Origin of the sequence: Bacillus sp. UMB0893 (assembly GCF_002858905.1) — a bacterium.
Taxonomy (GTDB): domain Bacteria; phylum Bacillota; class Bacilli; order Bacillales; family Bacillaceae; genus Bacillus_P.
Genome location: NZ_PKLB01000007.1, coordinates 246,795 through 263,319, shown reverse-complemented (window position 1 = coordinate 263,319; position 16,525 = coordinate 246,795). Strand labels below are relative to the sequence as shown.

14 protein-coding genes and 2 pseudogenes are annotated in these 16,525 nt (G+C 38.3%); 2 read left to right on the top strand and 14 right to left on the bottom strand.

Going from position 1 to position 16,525, the window contains the following annotated elements:
- Positions 1-139: 139 nt before the first annotated feature.
- From CYJ36_RS16810 to CYJ36_RS16790, 5 genes and pseudogenes are all read right to left on the bottom strand, one after another.
- Positions 140-939: pseudogene (locus tag CYJ36_RS16810) on the bottom strand (class I SAM-dependent methyltransferase).
- A 192-nt stretch (positions 940-1,131) separates the two neighbouring features.
- Entirely contained in the window at positions 1,132-2,151 is a 1,020-nt protein-coding gene (locus CYJ36_RS16805; RefSeq protein WP_101568500.1) for a DUF3231 family protein, read from the bottom strand.
- A gap of 675 nt (positions 2,152-2,826) precedes the next feature.
- Positions 2,827-3,924, bottom strand: coding sequence for a GerAB/ArcD/ProY family transporter (locus tag CYJ36_RS16800; RefSeq protein WP_101568405.1), 1,098 nt, complete (start codon positions 3,922-3,924; stop codon positions 2,827-2,829).
- A gap of 22 nt (positions 3,925-3,946) precedes the next feature.
- Positions 3,947-5,158, bottom strand: coding sequence for a Ger(x)C family spore germination protein (locus CYJ36_RS16795; RefSeq protein ID WP_101568404.1), 1,212 nt, complete (start codon positions 5,156-5,158; stop codon positions 3,947-3,949).
- On the bottom strand, positions 5,155-6,783 hold the full coding sequence (locus CYJ36_RS16790) for a spore germination protein (RefSeq protein ID WP_101568403.1): 1,629 nt from the start codon (positions 6,781-6,783) through the stop codon (positions 5,155-5,157). Before CYJ36_RS16790 ends, CYJ36_RS16795 begins: the two co-directional genes overlap by 4 nt.
- A 139-nt stretch (positions 6,784-6,922) precedes the next feature.
- Here CYJ36_RS16790 and CYJ36_RS16785 point away from each other — a divergent pair, with 139 nt between their 5' ends.
- Positions 6,923-7,174 (top strand): hypothetical protein, encoded by a 252-nt coding sequence (locus CYJ36_RS16785; RefSeq protein WP_224773264.1) that lies wholly within the window; start codon positions 6,923-6,925, stop codon positions 7,172-7,174.
- A 496-nt stretch (positions 7,175-7,670) separates the two neighbouring features.
- Here CYJ36_RS16785 and cysI read toward each other — a convergent pair whose 3' ends face one another.
- From cysI to CYJ36_RS16755, 7 genes are all read right to left on the bottom strand, one after another.
- Positions 7,671-9,389, bottom strand: a complete 1,719-nt coding sequence (cysI, locus tag CYJ36_RS16780; RefSeq protein WP_180850414.1) for an assimilatory sulfite reductase (NADPH) hemoprotein subunit — start codon at positions 9,387-9,389, stop codon at positions 7,671-7,673.
- 39 nt (positions 9,390-9,428) lie between these two features.
- Positions 9,429-11,237 carry an assimilatory sulfite reductase (NADPH) flavoprotein subunit gene (locus CYJ36_RS16775; protein WP_101568401.1) on the bottom strand — a complete coding sequence of 603 codons (1,809 nt, stop codon included), beginning with the start codon at positions 11,235-11,237 and terminating at the stop codon, positions 9,429-9,431.
- Between the two features lie 260 nt (positions 11,238-11,497).
- Positions 11,498-11,788 (bottom strand): hypothetical protein, encoded by a 291-nt coding sequence (locus CYJ36_RS16770; protein ID WP_257962510.1) that lies wholly within the window; start codon positions 11,786-11,788, stop codon positions 11,498-11,500.
- A complete protein-coding gene (locus CYJ36_RS16765; protein ID WP_101568399.1) occupies positions 11,785-12,285 on the bottom strand; it encodes a GNAT family N-acetyltransferase in 501 nt (166 codons plus the stop codon). Before CYJ36_RS16765 ends, CYJ36_RS16770 begins: the two co-directional genes overlap by 4 nt.
- A gap of 52 nt (positions 12,286-12,337) precedes the next feature.
- Entirely contained in the window at positions 12,338-12,568 is a 231-nt protein-coding gene (locus CYJ36_RS24485; protein WP_257962519.1) for a kanamycin nucleotidyltransferase C-terminal domain-containing protein, read from the bottom strand.
- Positions 12,569-12,588: 20 nt separating this feature from the next.
- Positions 12,589-13,098 carry a hypothetical protein gene (locus tag CYJ36_RS16760; protein WP_257962509.1) on the bottom strand — a complete coding sequence of 170 codons (510 nt, stop codon included), beginning with the start codon at positions 13,096-13,098 and terminating at the stop codon, positions 12,589-12,591.
- 29 nt (positions 13,099-13,127) lie between these two features.
- Positions 13,128-14,357 (bottom strand): MFS transporter, encoded by a 1,230-nt coding sequence (locus CYJ36_RS16755; protein WP_101568398.1) that lies wholly within the window; start codon positions 14,355-14,357, stop codon positions 13,128-13,130.
- A 189-nt stretch (positions 14,358-14,546) separates the two neighbouring features.
- On the opposite strand from CYJ36_RS16755, the gene CYJ36_RS16750 reads away from it, so the two are divergent.
- A complete protein-coding gene (locus CYJ36_RS16750) occupies positions 14,547-15,332 on the top strand; it encodes a hypothetical protein (protein WP_101568397.1) in 786 nt (261 codons plus the stop codon).
- 93 nt (positions 15,333-15,425) lie between these two features.
- Here CYJ36_RS16750 and CYJ36_RS24970 read toward each other — a convergent pair.
- A pseudogene (locus CYJ36_RS24970) lies at positions 15,426-15,728 on the bottom strand (DNA-binding protein).
- Positions 15,729-15,862: 134 nt separating this feature from the next.
- Entirely contained in the window at positions 15,863-16,495 is a 633-nt protein-coding gene (locus tag CYJ36_RS16740) for a superoxide dismutase family protein (protein WP_101568396.1), read from the bottom strand.
- Between the last annotated feature and the right edge of the window lie 30 nt (positions 16,496-16,525).

The window sequence follows — 16,525 nt, the reverse complement described above, 5'->3', positions numbered from 1 at the left end:
AATCTTTATAGGCTTTATGCCATTGAAAGGTTAGTCGTGTAATCTAAAGCATAAAATCTCCCCATTCTAAAACTACTTCTTAGTTTTATCTGGTTTTTTGAGACTTGTAGGTGCTAAACCCTGGAAATTATATATAACACTAACACCCAGGACCAATTAAAATTTCCTCATAGTATTCTGACTGCCATTTCTTAATTGCAACAATTCTAATTCGCTTATAATCAGCTACCCATATATCATTTTTATATAAAGCTGATTGTATCTTATCTTTTATCTTTTCATAAATAACCATTTTTTCTTCTTTGGAGAACTCAGGGAAAAAGTTATCCGCAAAACTGTCTAACCAATGATTCAATCCCTTTTCTCCATCTGTTAATGGTGTAGGTCTATCAAAATGATGAGCATATGATACTTTAAATCCGTATTGTTCAAGTAAAGTGCTATATTCTCCGATACTTGGAAAATACCAAGGATTTCTTTTTCCTACATTCATCCCATATTTTTCTGATAGGACATCTATTATCCCTCTAATAACAGTTTGAACATTTCCTTGTCCTCCGAATTCAGCTACAAAACGACCTCCTGGCAAACTGATTCTACAACTTTGTCAGCTCGTTTCATCCAATGAAGGGCTGCATTGGAGAAAATAGCATCATACTTTTCATTTGTCCTAAATGTTTCCCCGTTTTCATCACTGAATGGGATTTCAGGATACTTTTTACGTGCTGTTTCAATCATTTCTCTTGAGAAATCAATTCCTTTTACGATGGCACCTGAGTTAAAGATTTCATATGTAAGATCTCCCATTCCACAGCCTAAATCAAGAATTTTTTCACCTTTTTGCGGTTGAAGCAGTTCAACCACTCCTTTGCCAAAATTAGATACATAGCTTAATTTATCATCGTATAGATCTGCATTCCAAACATTCACAGAACTCACAAAATACCATCCCCTAACTTTCGGTTATAAGGTAAATTCTACCACAATTAGAAAATACCTCCTATACATTTCTAATTGTGGAAGTGTCAGGAAAATACGGATTTCTATTGTTGAAGATCGTCCTGGAACAGAAACGCTTCATAAATATAGCCCACTACCTTTATATCCAAGTAACGACTTATAAAGGCAGTATTATTTATTAGTTTTTTTCTTCGTAAGTTGCTCTTTATCCACTGTTGTAGGTGGTTGTTCCATCCATTCATTTCTTATCATGATGTCGGCTCCATCTTTCGCATATTGAGCAACTTCAAGTGATAATCTTTCATAATTTAAAACTAAGTCGGTTCGTTGACTAGCGGCTGCTGACATTGCGTAATTTCCTGTTCCTGCTGCGCTTAATAATCCCATATGATACATTGTTAATTTATCAGAAAATGGTGGTGTAGTTGAATTCGTTATAGAAACATCAGATGAAATAGGTGATTGTATATCGTTACTGAGAAGTGTACTTGTAAATATCTTCATATGCTTTTGTGAGATATCCCTCCCTCTTAACATCCATTTTTGAATTTTTTCATTTGGAGATATTTGGGCAAAACTCAGTGAAAGTTTACTTCCGATATGGTTCGTTAGGTTATTCATGTATAAATGTGATATTTCAATGGCGTTTAATGGTCTTTGTTTGCTGAAAAGAGAATAACCGCTTAAATATTTTTTACTGTCTACATAATCCGTTTTAGTTGGATATGGGATATACGGTGATCTAATATATAGTCCTTTTGAAAGTAATACATCTGTACTTTTGTCAAATAAATCTGAGGTTTCCTGAAGTCCTGCCATGAAATATGTTTTTAAGTCTTTTCTTGCGCACATAGAAATAAAGCCGCTGTATGCTATCATTCCTACTTTTGCCATATGAGCGATATATTGAAGGATAAAAGAGTCTGTATATAAACGCGGAGCATTTAAATTTACATCTTCATTTGTAAATCCTGTTGGTAAAGGGAGGTGTTCATCCTGGAAAATTTGTATTAGCTTTTCTAGATGAGTAGTTGATAGGTTATTGGCCAACTCAGTAATCGGGCGAATATCTTTATCTTCTACAATTTTAAAAAAATAACTTAAAACGCATTTGGACATACTATCATTCATGTAAGCATTCCAAACTGAAGCTATTTCAGCAGAAGTTAGTTGAGTGTGATGTTCAGTCATCATTAGGTACCTCCAGAAGCATATTTTGGGAATATATATATTCTTTACATAATTTTTTAATATTATTTAAAAGTATTTACGTTTTAACTTCCTTAGGAAATGGAGAAATACACTTGAATCAGTCCCTAAAAGTCAGTAAATGAACGCCATCGAATGTGATACATCATTTTGAAAGATGATAACTTCTATATTGTTAGAATGGAGTGCAAGTGCTAAGGAAAGCACACCAATTCCATAATTTTCTAGCTCAAAAAACTTAATCCCCATTGTTATCATGCAAAGGAACCAGTTCTATTCCTACATTCTTTTTTCTAATTCGTATCTCACAGTCCATTCACTCTTTTCCCCAATATCTAGTTGGTACCTGACAAAATTTCAAGCCTTACATTAACCCGGATCGGCATTCTCTTTCCATCTTTTCCTGTAAAGCGGTTTACCGGAAAACGTTTTATTTGGCCATTCAATATTGTAATTTAAAGGGCAATTGCAGACTCTTGTCCGATAATAAGATACCCTTCAAATTAATTTATAAATTTTTTGATTCTTTACACTTAATCCATTTTGAAGAATCCAGGTTTAATTTAGCTAAACAACAAATTTCAGCATGTCTAATTTTTAATTGCCTTATTCGTGCTTTCGTTAATAACTGTTGCTAATCCCACTGCGTATTCGATATTACCTGCCATTTATTCTGTATTTAATAAAGGCAATACCTAGAAGGATAATTGGTATAATCACCTGAAATGGAAGATGCAAATATAGTGTAACTATCTGTAAACCTTCCTGCAGATGACCAGAAAAATTACTTGCCATCGTTATAGACAAAATTAAAATGACGAGACCAATTGGATAAACCATTCGTGAAGGTTCTTTGATGTTAAACAAGTTTGCAGTTCCTGTAACAGCTGCATAACAAAAGATGCTTATTTTGAAGAAGCCGCCAATAATAAGGGCAAGCATAAAATACACATCAAGCCGTTCCAAAAAATCTGCAACCTGAATGGTTTGTATTGTACTAAGAAGAGGAAATGCAGCAAGGGTAGTAAGATCCACGCCTAGAACACTTATGTTAACTGCCATTACAATAGCTAAATTTATTCCACTTAATCCCAAAGCAAACAAACCGGTCATTCTCGCCTTTTTCGATTTATTTAAATAAGGCATAATCATCGTAAATACGATGACTTCTCCAAAAGGGACATACAAGGTTTGAGTAATTGTGGCTTTTAAAACCGGGAGAATTCCATGTTCAAGTACCGGCTTTAAATTATTAATATCAATTAATCCTGAGACTACAACAAGGATGAAGCCTGTAATTGCGAGCAAGTACATTAATACAAACAACAATTCACCTGTTCTTGCTAATACCTCGATTCCTTTTCGAATGGTATAGACAACAGCCAGCGTCAATAATGCGTTTATAATGAACAACGGTGTATCTGGATAAGCAAACGTTACCAATAATTCTCCAAAGTCTCGCAACACCCTTGCAGCGAGATATGTAAAATATAAAATATAAAGATAGGAAAGGCTGCGCCCGAGTACTTTTCCAATAATTTTTTGAGTATATTCTGTTGGAAGCATGTCAGGATAAAAACAGTAAAGGCCATGATAGACTAAAAATAGGAAAAAACCGCCCAGCATACCAAGCAGAACTGCAATCCAGGCATCCTGTTTTGTCTCGATAGCAAGCGGAAACAGTAATGCACTTCCAAGTTCGAACAGTAAAATAAGGACAAACAGCTGATATGAGCTAATTTTCGCCTTCTCCACTGAATTGTCACTTCCCTTTTAATTATTTATCCATTTCAGATAAGTGGGGCTTTTTTATCATACCTGTTCTGCGAATAAAAGCATCAACTTTCACATCTGCCTTTATTTCTGAAAAGTGAACATCGTTCCATTCATATCTTAGCTTTTTCCATACAACTGGATTGGAGCGATATACAGCATCACCAAACCCAAAAATATCCGTTTTGTCTTCCTTTGCCAGTTGTACTGCGTCTTTGATCTCTTTCATAATTTCTTTTTCTAATAATTCTTCGATTTTAAACAAAACGTTGGGGTCATTCAGAGTGACAGGAACAGTAACCTCTCCAATATCCCCTTCTACCCGTACATGAATGGAAATATGAGGACGATTATTTTTCATGTCAGCAGAAATTTTAGTCTTTTGACGGATAACCTGATAGGCAATCGCATCTTTATCTTTCTCCCAGCTGACATTTACATCCGTTGATTTGATTTTATCAAGCACCCATAATATGCCTCTTGCAGATTTTCCTTGATACCAATTAACCAGCTTACCCTCTTTAAATATTGCAAGGCCTTCAGCTTGAAGGACTGTATCTAGGGCAGTTTGTTGAATATTCTCCATCTTTTTTCCTTGTTCTTTATTGCCCACTGCGCGAAAACCGCTGATAACAGGCTCTTTTCCAGAAGATAGAAGGTTTTTAACAACCTCTTGAATGTTGACATTCAAATGTTCCCCCCAACGTCTTTCCGTGAATTTTAACGTTTTAATGACTTTATTTGCAGGAATTTTGTCCACGGCAGTTAATGTCTTTACAATATCTGAAGCATTTGAATCATGTGCGATCACAACTGTGGCTGTAGTTCGAAATTCAGGGTCCCGCACTAAAGCATCAAACATTTTATTGATACCTTCTTCTTTTGCCAATTCCTCGCTGATGATCAGCAGGTTTGTATGTGCGTAATATAGTTTTCGCGAAATCTTGGTTGATGCACGCCGGCTCATTTCAACTAAATTTTTACCTGTCGAGGTATAGACAGAAACGGATGGACCCTGTCCGCCTCCTCCGCCTTGCGTGCCTCCTGTCACATTTCCCGGATTAATAATTTGAAAAGTTCCAACATACTCACCGTTATCATTTTTATCAATTCCTAGAGCTGAAATTAATGCCAGATCATTTAATTCCTTTTTACTCCAGCACCCAGAGAGAATAGATATTATTATCAAGAGAAGAAATAATGCTTTTAGATTCATTCTGATCGTCCTTCTTTGAACTTAATATTTTCCATTCCACGGTTTTCAGGGGGGGCCGGCTTCTGGTCTTTCCCGCTCCGGCCAATATTGTTAGAGATTAATCTTGGTCTTTCTTTTAAAAACCACCATGGCAATCGAACAAATGAATCACCCGTATTCGTCGGAATAAAGGGAGCAAATGGTGCCATATAGGGTACACCAAAAGATCTTAAACCGCATAGATGAACAATCATCATAATAAATGTGAGAATAATTCCATAAAAACCAAATGTAGCTGCACTCAGCATAAAGATAAAACGTATCAGACGAGCAGAAATAGCTATAGCATATGAAGGAGTTGCAAAACTTGCAATAGCAGTTATGGCAACTATAATCACCATGGCTGGTGATACTATTCCTGCCTGTACAGCAGCTTGCCCAATCACAAGAGCTCCGACGATTGAGATTGCAGATCCAATCGCTTTTGGCATTCGTATACCAGCTTCTCTTAATATTTCAAATGTTACTTCCATAATGATTGCTTCAACGAGAGATGGGAAAGGTACGGCTTCACGCTGGGCTGCAACTGCGATTAAGAGAGGTGTCGGGATCATCTCTTGATGGAATGTTGTGGCAGCCACATAACCAGCAGGTGCTATCAGGGATATAAAGAAAATCAGGATTCGCAGAAAGCGCAGTGCAGTGGCGATATCAAATCGAACGTAATAATCTTCTGCTGATTGAAAAAACTGAATAAATAATGCTGGAGCTAACAGTACAAATGGGGTGCCATCTACAAATATGGCCACTCTTCCTTCCAGGAGATTTCCTGCTACCATATCTGGTCTTTCTGTATGGTAGAGAGTTGGAAATGTTGTAAGTGTCTGATCTTCAATCATCTGTTCAATATAGCCGGACTCTAAAATACTATCGAGATTAATTCTTTCTAACCGTTTACGAACTTCTTTAATAATTTCATCTTTGGCAATACCATGGATATACATGAGTACAACATCAGTGTTCGTAACGGTGCCAATTTTTATAGACTCTATCCACAAGTTTGGATTTTTAATAATTCTCCTTACCATTGCTGTATTCGTCCCAATTGATTCAGTAAAACTTTCTCTAGAACCACGGACAGCTACTTGGGTTCCCGGCTCCAGTATTGAACGTCTTTCCCCTCCTTTGGTGCTTGCACTCAACCCTTTATTCGTACCGTTTACTAAAATAATGGTATCGCCTGACATTAAGGACAATAACAGTTCATTCCAATCACTTATCTGTTTTACACTGCCTATAGAAACAATCTTATCTGCCATACTGTCTAAGATTTCTTCATAGGAATCCGTTCTTACTTTTAATTCAAAATTCTCCATTATTGATTCAATTAAAAAATCGTTGATGGATTGGTTATCTACAATACCCTGAATATAAATAATTGCTGCTGTAACTTCAGGATCTTTACTTATTTTCAACATTCGAACGATTACATCTGAGCTATTACCTGTTTTATGATTAAGTGTCGCAATATTTCCTGTAAGAGATATGCTTAATAGCTCCGAAAATTCTTTGTTTGATATATCTTCACTAGATTCATCATGTTTTTTACTTTGATTTTTAGATTTCTGCTTAAAAAATGAGGGCATATTATAATTAACCTTTCTTTTCCTTCTTTTATTTCTTTATCTTTTTCATAGCATATATTTGTTATGCAATATCTAGAATTTTTTTCCTAAAGGTATAACAACTTTATTTTATTAAACAGGTAGTGGAGAGTGATATATAATGAAAATGATTGCCATTCCTATAGTTATGATGTTGATGTTAACGGGGATTTCATTTGGGATAGATATTCTTCAAGGATTTGAATTGAGAACATCTCTTCTTAATGCTGTCAACCCCTTTCTTGTGATGGAAACTCCCGAATTAGCCGTTTTCATTTTTTTTCTATTTTGTTTTATAATAGATGCCTTTGTCAGCTTTTATAAAAAAAGAAAGAATGAACATAAGAATGCCAAAAAGCAGCCACAATCATAGGGATATAAAAAGTGCATTAAAAAGGAGCTGCTGCAGCAACTCCAATTTTTTTATAGTTTTTTTTGCTGCATTTTCATCCATTTCCTTATCACCTATCCACTGCTGATAATGGATCTCGTAAGCCATACTGTCCAATATTGCCTATCTTGCCTCAATTTTTTCCCTCTTTTTGAAACGATTTCTTCATAGTCTCCTGTTGCAATCCTTATGTAAGGTTCAACTTTTTTATCATAGGGGCGAAAAAAGTAGCACTTGCCAGTTTTTTTGTATCTCTAGTTTTAATTTGAAAATCGGTTTTAAGATATACAACACGCCTTATTGGGAATTCCATAACAATTTTATCAACCGGCTTGTGACTTCCTATACTCCCTCAATAACAACTGAGCTGCCTTCAGCAAGCCACCACTGTTGAACTCAAGGCACTCCTTGTAATAAAGGAATCACTTATGAAATAAAAAAGAGACAGGAATGAATTCCTGCCTCTAATGCAAATTGATCAATCATGAAAATTAGTTCCGTCTGTCACTGCTTTTACGACACCTGAGCGGATAACAAAGTCACCGAAGTGTTCTCCATCCTGGCGTTCTTTAGCATATCGGGAAAAAAGAACTCCCAGTTCGTTTAAAATTTCTTCTTCACCAATGTTTTCACGGTACATTTTACTTAAGCGGCTTCCGTCAAAGGCTGCACCGAGATACATATTGTATTTTCCAGGCGCTTTGCCGATGAAGCCGATTTCACCTAGTGCATGGCGGGCGCAGCCGTTCGGACAGCCTGTCATGCGGATGGTTATTTCTTCGTTCCTCAGACCGTTTTCATCAGCGATTGCTTCGATTTTATTTAGCAGAACAGGTAAGTAGCGTTCTGCTTCCGCCATTGCGAGTCCACATGTTGGAAGAGCAACACACGCAAGCGAGCTGCGGCGGAGTGCTGAATGATGCTTGCCGTCCGTTAAACCGAATTGTTCAATCAGTTCACTGATCTTTTTCATTTTCTGAGCAGATACATTTGATATGATCAGGTTTTGATTTGCTGTCAGACGGATTTCCCCCGTATGAATCTTTGCGATTTCACGCAAACCAGTCATCAGCTTATAATCATCAAAATCTGCAACACGTCCACCTTCTACAAAGAGTGTAAAATGCCATTTTCCTTTGATGCCTTTTACCCAGCCATAACGGTCGCCATTATCATCGAAATGATACGGCTCAGCTTCAGCCAGAGTCCAGCCGAGGCGATTTACCAGTTCGGCTTTTACTGTTTCAAGCCCAAGGCGGTCAACTGTGTATTTGAACCGGGCGTTTTTGCGAATGGAACGGTTCCCATAGTCGCGCTGAATCGTAATGACTTTTTCCGCCACTTCAAGTATTTGATCCGGTGTACAGAAGCCGATAACTTTGGCGAGCTGGGGATACGTTGCTTTGTCGCCATGTGACATTCCCATTCCCCCGCCGATTGCTACGTTGAAACCTTTTAGCTTACCATCTTCAACAATCGCAATGAATCCAAGATCCTGAGAAAATACATCGATGTCATTTGATGGCGGAACGGCGATCCCGATCTTAAACTTCCGCGGCAAATATAGAGGACCATACATCGGTTCTACTTCTTCCGCTTCCGGAGTACCGACTACTTTTTCTTCATCAAGCCAAATTTCGTGATAGGCTCTTGTGCGCGGCAGCAAGTAATCGCTCAATTTTTTTGACCATTCATACACTTCGGAATGAAGTTCAGATTGATATGGATTTGAGTTGCACATAACGTTCCGGTTCACATCTCCGCAAGCTGCAATCGTATCAAGCATTGTCGCATGTATTTCCTGAATTGTTTTTTTCATATTCCATTTTAAAATGCCATGCATTTGAAAGGTCTGGCGTGTTGTCAGTTTTAATGTGCCATTGCCGTATTTTTGAGCAAGTTCATCCATGACGAGCCATTGCGCAGGCTGTGCCACTCCGCCCGGCATGCGGATGCGGAGCATGAACTGATAAGCAGGTTCAAGTTTTTGCTTTTGGCGCTCGTTGCGAAGATCCCGGTCATCCTGCAAATAGCTGCCGTGATGTTTCATCAGGCGATTGTCATCGTCTGGAATTCCGGCACTGATTCGATCTTGCATCACTTCTGCAAGGGTGCCGCGCAAATAGTCGCTCTTTCTTTTAATGTCCTCAACATCGCTCGGTGGGCCATCCGGCGCTTTTAAATTATGTTTGACAATTTGGTTCACCATGTTGAAAAAACTCCTTCCGATCTGATATCAATACACATCACGCTGGTAACGTTTTTGCTGCTGCATATCGGCAAGATACTCTTCCGCCTTTTCACGGCTCATACCGCCCTCTTTTTCGATAATCTCAATCAGAGTGTGATGAACGTCATGCGCCATATTTTTCTCATCTCCGCAAATATAAACCACAGCTCCATCTAGAATCCACTCAAACAATTCTTTGCTGTGTTCAAGCATACGGTGCTGCACATATACTTTTTGTTCTGTATCTCGCGAAAAAGCGACATCCATTTTCGTTAACGCTCTGTTTTCCAGCCACTTTTGCCATTCAGTCTGGTAAAGGAAATCTGTGACAAAATGCTGATCTCCGAAAAACAGCCATGATTTTCCTTCTGCTCCCATTTCTTCGCGCTCCTGTATAAAGGAGCGGAAGGGTGCAATGCCGGTTCCGGGACCAATCATAATAATCGGCGTTTCCGGATTCTTTGGCAGCTTAAAGTTTTGGTTGCGCTGGATGTAAACCGGCAGCGTATCCCCCGGCTGCAGACGTTCTGCGCATAAAATCGAGCAGACGCCATTTCGTTCCCTGCCATGTGATTCGTACCTGACAGCGCCAATTGTCAAATGCACTTCATCTGGATTAGCGGATAAACTGCTTGCAATTGAATATAGACGTGCCGGCATTTTTCGAAGGATCGAGATAAATTCTTGTGACGACACTTCCCATGGACCAAAATCACGAACCAAATCGAGCAAGTCGCGGCCTTCAAGATACCTTTTTAATTTTTCTGCATTGTCAGACAATAAAAGCTCCTGTAAATCTTTATTCTTAGAAAGCTGCGCTGCCTGCTCAAGGAGCGGTTTTGTTAAAACAGTAATTTCAAAGTGAGAAATAAGTGCTTCTTTAATCGCAAGGATGTCTCCTTGTTTATTAATCGTCACACTCTTTTCTGGATCCCAATTCATTTGGTCAAGAAGCATATCTACAAGAGCAGGATCGTTTGTTGGATAAACTCCGAGGCTGTCACCTGGTTCAAATGTTAATCCAGATCCTTCAAGGGATAACTCAATGTGACGTGTTTCTTTATTCGAACCGCGGCCATTCAAATTAATTGTTTCAAGCACTTCTGCTTTAAACGGATTTGTTCTGGAATATGCTGATTCTGCTGATTCAATTACTGCCGGAACGGGTGCAGCACTTCCGCCCTGCGCTTCACTTAAGCCAGCAAGAACTCCTTCAAGCCATTCTGCCGCCGGCTCATCATAATCCAGATCGCAGTCAGTTCGCGGATAAACGCGGGTGCCGCCAAGCTCGCCCAGCCGCTGATCAAATTCTTTTCCAGTCTGACAGAAAAATTCATACGAGCTGTCTCCAAGCGACAAAACAGAAAAGTGAAGATCTTCTAGCTTTGGTGCCCTTCTGCCATGAAGAAACTCATGAAACGACAGCGCGTTATCCGGCGGTGTTCCTTCTCCATGTGTACTCACGACAATTAGAAGGTTTTGGACTTTCTTTAAATTGTTCGGCTTAAAATCGTTCATGGATGAAACAGTAACTTGATAGCCTCGACCTTCAAGCGTCTTGCCTGCATTTTCAGCAAGCCCTGCTGCATTGCCCGTCTGTGATCCATAAAGAATGGTCACTTCTTTTGAGATTGTCTGACCAGTGCTTTCTGCAGGAAGTTCTGCTTTTGGCTCTTCTGGGACAGTAACTGACTGGGACGCAGCCAGATAACCGGTGAGCCAGACTTTTTGTGTTTCTGTTAAGGTCGGCAGAAGACTGTTAAGAAGCTCTGCCTGCTCCTGATTAAACGGACTGTTTAGTACCTGAAGTTGCAACGATTCCCACCTCACAAAGTAATTTAATACTGCTTTTAACGTTTTTTTATAAATATTGGTTCAACAATTCTTTTTAGAATAGAAAGAATTTCATTTATACATGTCTATTATCCCTATAAACTAAGTGGGTTTTATAGGCAAAACCATACATTTATCTTTCCAAAGTATACTATAATCACTTTACTCGAAAACAGAAAATTAGTAAAATACGTATAATTTATGATAACTATTAAGATTACTAATAATAAACCGACTCCATTTCATTTCCCCCTTGAAAGTATTAGCATCTCTAACAGCTCTTCAGGAACAAGCTTCAGCTTTCCATGTTCAAATTCACTTAATGGTTTCCAAAGCACCTTAAATATTGTGCCGTCATCTTCTTTCCCTTCAAATGATTCCATTGAATAAAATGATTGGTCTGCAAAATCTGCATTGTAGACCTGTACAATTTCGTGACCCCTGTCTCCATTAATGGTAAAAATATTTTCAATTGTTCCCAAGAACTGGATGTTATTAATAGCTGCTCCTATTTCTTCTTCAACCTCTCTCACAAGTGCTTCAGAACTCCTTTCTCCAAATTCAATTCTTTCACGAATAACACCCGGTCTTGGTTCATTCCATCATAATTGGACGTAACATTGATTCCATTTATTGTTTTGTCTCCGCTTTCAATTGAAAAGCCCATACGTGTGTGAAAATTTATTGATCCTGTGTTAACTGGAGAGGTTACGCAACGAACAGTATGACATCCTTTCTGTTTCACGATTTTAAAAAACTCACTATATAATCGGTGACCCACCTTATTATTTCTATATTGCGGATGCACACCCACAAAATGAATATAGGCCTCCTCAGGATGAGATTGTGATAAAAAACCGATTAAGAAACCGATCATTCTCTCGTCTTTCTCTGCTGCCAGACTCGTATCATTAAAATGATCAAAGAATAATTTAGGGAGCATGTTAGTCATATTTCTTCCTCCCCACCAATCATTGAGTAAAGGAGAAATCTTATAGTAATCGCTTGGTTCAATATGGCGAAGTTTCATCCAAATCACCTTTCAATGCCAAATTTTCAAAAATGAACTCCAGTGATTGTTGTTAAAACGGAAGATGTGAGGTTTTATAATCAATTCCAAGCTCCTTGAACCAATCATTCAAACCAGTCCACAATGATTCACATTTCTGATAAACTTCTTCCTTGTCACTTAATGAACCCTCCATAACTGCTGATGCAAGCTCTTTAAAACCTGCAGGCTTTGAATCCATTGATATAGCTTCCTCTAATGTCCTTGCTCTTGTACTAAAGTATTGTTTGTTTGCTAGTCCGATGAGTTTAGCTGTTTGCCAGGTTAGGTCTTGGCTCCAATTGGGAGATATCCAAAATTATTTATTTCAAAGTTATTTCTTAGCTTTGCAACTGTTTCAAATGGTTCCCAAACCATGAATTCCTTCATGGCCACTCTAAATGCTTCATCTGAATTTTCATACGGCAGTTTTTTCAATTCCTCGAATAGATTTTTTGGGTCATAGATTTCTAGAATATTTATATAGACTCCTGCTGTAATAGCCCAAGATTCATCCACTACCTTAGCAGATTTAATAATCTCGCTTTCCTCAATCATCCCAATTTCTAATTTAAACCTGTCATAAATAAATTCATGATTCTTCAGCTTAAACCCATCTTTCGTGATGACATGCAATTCGATATCGGAATATGGCCCATCCGTGTTCAAACTAATCGAACCATATGCACCAATTGCTAAAATATTCTCTTTATATGTATTTAATAGCTTCTCTTTAACTTCATTAATGATTTCGATTTTCTCTTCTCTGGTTGTTGCAGCTGGGAATGGCAGCATAAAATACACCTCTTAGCCTTTCATCATTTTTACCCGGAAATCACTTTCGTATTTTCCTCAAAATAAGCAGACCTCGCAGGAATTATGACGGTAATGAAAAGTCCTGCAGCAAGCAGGAAACTAGCAATTGAAAAAATCAGGCAAACCACTTGCAGAGAAAACAGTTCAGCAGTTAAGCCCAGAATCAATGTTAACACAATTTGAACGATGCCCTGGAACATTTCTGCCATACTTCCAAACCGTCCCATTATCTCTACTGGAACGTTGTTTTGGAAAAAGGTAGCATAGCCTGTATTTGCAAATGCCATGAAAAATCCTAAAAAGACAAATGCCGAGGTAGCTGTAAGAAAGCTATAAGAAGCATAAAATAAGACATACCCTGCAGATGTCAATACCATACCTGCCCCAATATAAAACCGCAGCTGCAGTTTTTGAGCTGTAATGGCAGCAACTGCCGCTCCTGCCAATGCCCCTAAGCCTGTAATACTCACAATGAGACCATAATCACGGTCAGTCAATTTCAAGTGCTGTTTGATGAAAGTAGCTTCTTGTGAATCTAAGGCAAATCCAAACAGCATGGCCCCTTGAAACAGTAAATAGACAATCAGAAAATATTTTGCGTTCTTTATAAATTCACTGACTGCTTTCCAATCGCTGAGAAGAGTTTTCCACATTACAGGATTGCTTTCGTGCACTACTTTCTCATCTACATCAGGAAGAAGATAGATAAAAAAGGCACAAATGAGAAAAGTCACTGCATTAATGGCAATGCATAGGTCCGTTCCTGTATACATAATGAGGAATCCTGATATCGCTGGTCCTAATAAGAACGCACCAGAGCTTGTCATGGTCATAATGGAATTAAATCGTTTTCTATTTTCAGGAGGAATCAGTTTTGTTATGTACACTGAGGAACTTGGTCCAAAAAATGAACCAGCAATATTAATTAAAAAAACAATTACATAGATCGCCCATAATGATGATAAAAAAGGAATCACAAAGACCAGTCCCCCTCTAATTACATCTGCTGCGATCATTAATTTTCGTTTATTTATCCGATCAATGACACTTCCAGCCCACGTATTGGTAACCAGCATAGCAATGGGCCGAATCATATATAGACCTGCAACCGCAGCTGCAGAGCCTGTGAGATGAAGGATAGAGAGATTAATAGCAATTAAGTAAATCCAGCTGCCGAGATGTGATACGCCTATTCCCGCAATGAGCAGGAAAGGATTCTTCCGATTTGTTAAATCCATAAAAACACACTCTTCTCTCACCTAAAATTAGTATTTTAATCATAATAGTACCACTTTTACCATTTGAAAATTTTAATATTTTTAAAATTTTTAATAACTTCTTCGTATGCATCATAATTGTTCAATATGTCTTTCCGCTTTTTTTCCATCCCTATAAATTGTAGAATAGATTTGAAGGGACGTGAAAACATGGCAGTCATTTTGCCTCATATTGAAGATTCCAATGCAACATCCTATATCCCTCCAAGCGGAGAATACGAAAAATTTGAAAATGATGCCCATTACGAAGAAAAAGTAAGAGAATGGGGACTAAGTACAACTAGAGAAGTAAAAAAGGAGTTCTGGTATAAGGAACGGACTCATCAGCGTCTTGTGAAAATAAAGGGATATCAATCTTTTGGTGAAAAAGCAGTTCACTATACATTGGTTATTGAATTCCAAGATGGAAACCTATCTTGTATCCATTCAGCATATCTGAAGGAAATGCAATCTTCTAATTTCGGGAAGGAAATCAAACCACTGGCTGAAGTTAGTTCTGAGGAAAATACGCCAAAGTCTGAAGAACCTTCAAAGAAAGCTGAACCAACCGCTGGGACTGTGAAATCAAAACCAGTTAAAGAGAAAAAGGAGAAACCGGCAAAAATAGCACTGCCTGAGGACAAGGTCCGCTTTACTGGAAAAGTGAAACAGTTTGCGATGAGCTGGAATCATTTTAATGAGGAAAACGACGAAGTGGTTATTCTTGAAAACGTCAGAATTGAAACGGATGAGCCGATTGAAGTTGGTCTTGCATGGTGTTCCCACAGCAAAACGCTGAAGAAGTTTGAACTCACTCCTGGCGATGACCTTGATTTTAACGGGAAAATCGTCAAGAAAAGCCTTCCTAAAGGAAAGGATGTTGAGGATGAGTCACTCCTTTTAGATGTATCGGTGCCTTATAAGATCAACAATCCATCTAAATTGTCGAAATTATAAACCCTGTATTCAAACCTGCAGATGATTGTCTGCAGGTTTGATTCATCAAATTATGATTATAGGTATAAGAAATAATCTAATTTACATGCTGTTTCATCTTTTTTCATCTTCTTTCTTATTTTGAAGTGAAAATCCCTTAAACCATTCCATAAACTGAGAATAAGGATAATATGTAGTGCCTTTTAACTCGATTCTTGGTATGTCTGGAGATTTATCGAGCAATTCTTTCATCTCTTCTTTTCCTATTCCTAAATAGGCATGTAATTGATTTTCTTTCATTTATACAGGGTACTCATTGTAACTGCTCTTCGGATTTTTAAAGTTTTTCAACCCTTCGCCAATAAAATATCCGAGTGCAGCTAATCCTGCTCCAACCCAAAACAAACTCGCTTCCATTATGTATACCTTCGTCAATTCGTTTATTCACTTGTATCATAAATACGATTTTGACAGACCTTTTGTTTCATCAAATAAGGATAATTATCCAAAAAAAGAGAGCTGAATGGCGAATCCCAGCTCTCTTTTTGTTTTCACTCAGTTCCTTCAGCGCTCTTTATTACTCCGCAGGCCTGTCTGTCGCCTGCATCACCTGTCTTCATTGTTTCTTCATCTGGACCTGGTTTCCCTTCCGATTCATAACGGTCGGGGATATTGGAAAGGTTATCGGGACTTGCGTGAATAATAATTGCTTTTTCCTGCTCCAATAATTGTTCCATTGAGACCCTGTCAAACGCGGCAGAGAATTCTGCTTTGCCATCTTCGTTCACGAATAACGAAGGCATATCTCCAGCATGTTCAGAGTGTGTGCTGTCATCAGGATTAAAGTGTCCTTCAGCAGTTGTAAATGGACCTTCCGCCGCATCGGGTTCACAAACTCCTTTTTCGTGAATGTGGAAACCATGATAGCCAGGTTGAAGTCCATCCATTTCTGCTTCAATCATAACGTGATTTTCATGCTCTGAAAAAGTAACCGTGCCGACTTTTTTATTCTCTGTATTCTTCACTTCAGCAATCGCGCCAGGTTTCATATCTTGATCTGTGTTTTCTGCGGAATCTTCCATATTCGTTGTTTCCGTATCATCAGTATTTCCTTCCCCGGAACACCCGAGTGCTATAAATAGTGCAAAAAGCGGCAGTATAAGCTTCCATCTGTTTTTTTTCATCACTCACTCCTCCTTGCTGTATATGTTCCA

Excerpts from the sequence above, each read along its gene's own strand:
- CYJ36_RS16805 (WP_101568500.1), bottom strand. The coding sequence starts at position 2,151 with ATGACTGAACATCACACTCAACTAACTTCTGCTGAAATAGCTTCAGTT.
- CYJ36_RS16795 (WP_101568404.1), bottom strand. The coding sequence starts at position 5,158 with ATGAATCTAAAAGCATTATTTCTTCTCTTGATAATAATATCTATTCTC.
- CYJ36_RS16790 (WP_101568403.1), bottom strand. The coding sequence starts at position 6,783 with ATGCCCTCATTTTTTAAGCAGAAATCTAAAAATCAAAGTAAAAAACAT.
- CYJ36_RS16785 (WP_224773264.1), top strand. The coding sequence starts at position 6,923 with ATGAAAATGATTGCCATTCCTATAGTTATGATGTTGATGTTAACGGGG.
- CYJ36_RS16765 (WP_101568399.1), bottom strand. The coding sequence starts at position 12,285 with ATGAAACTTCGCCATATTGAACCAAGCGATTACTATAAGATTTCTCCT.
- CYJ36_RS16760 (WP_257962509.1), bottom strand. The coding sequence starts at position 13,098 with ATGCTGCCATTCCCAGCTGCAACAACCAGAGAAGAGAAAATCGAAATC.
- CYJ36_RS16755 (WP_101568398.1), bottom strand. The coding sequence starts at position 14,357 with ATGGATTTAACAAATCGGAAGAATCCTTTCCTGCTCATTGCGGGAATA.
- CYJ36_RS16750 (WP_101568397.1), top strand. The coding sequence starts at position 14,547 with ATGGCAGTCATTTTGCCTCATATTGAAGATTCCAATGCAACATCCTAT.
- CYJ36_RS16740 (WP_101568396.1), bottom strand. The coding sequence starts at position 16,495 with ATGAAAAAAAACAGATGGAAGCTTATACTGCCGCTTTTTGCACTATTT.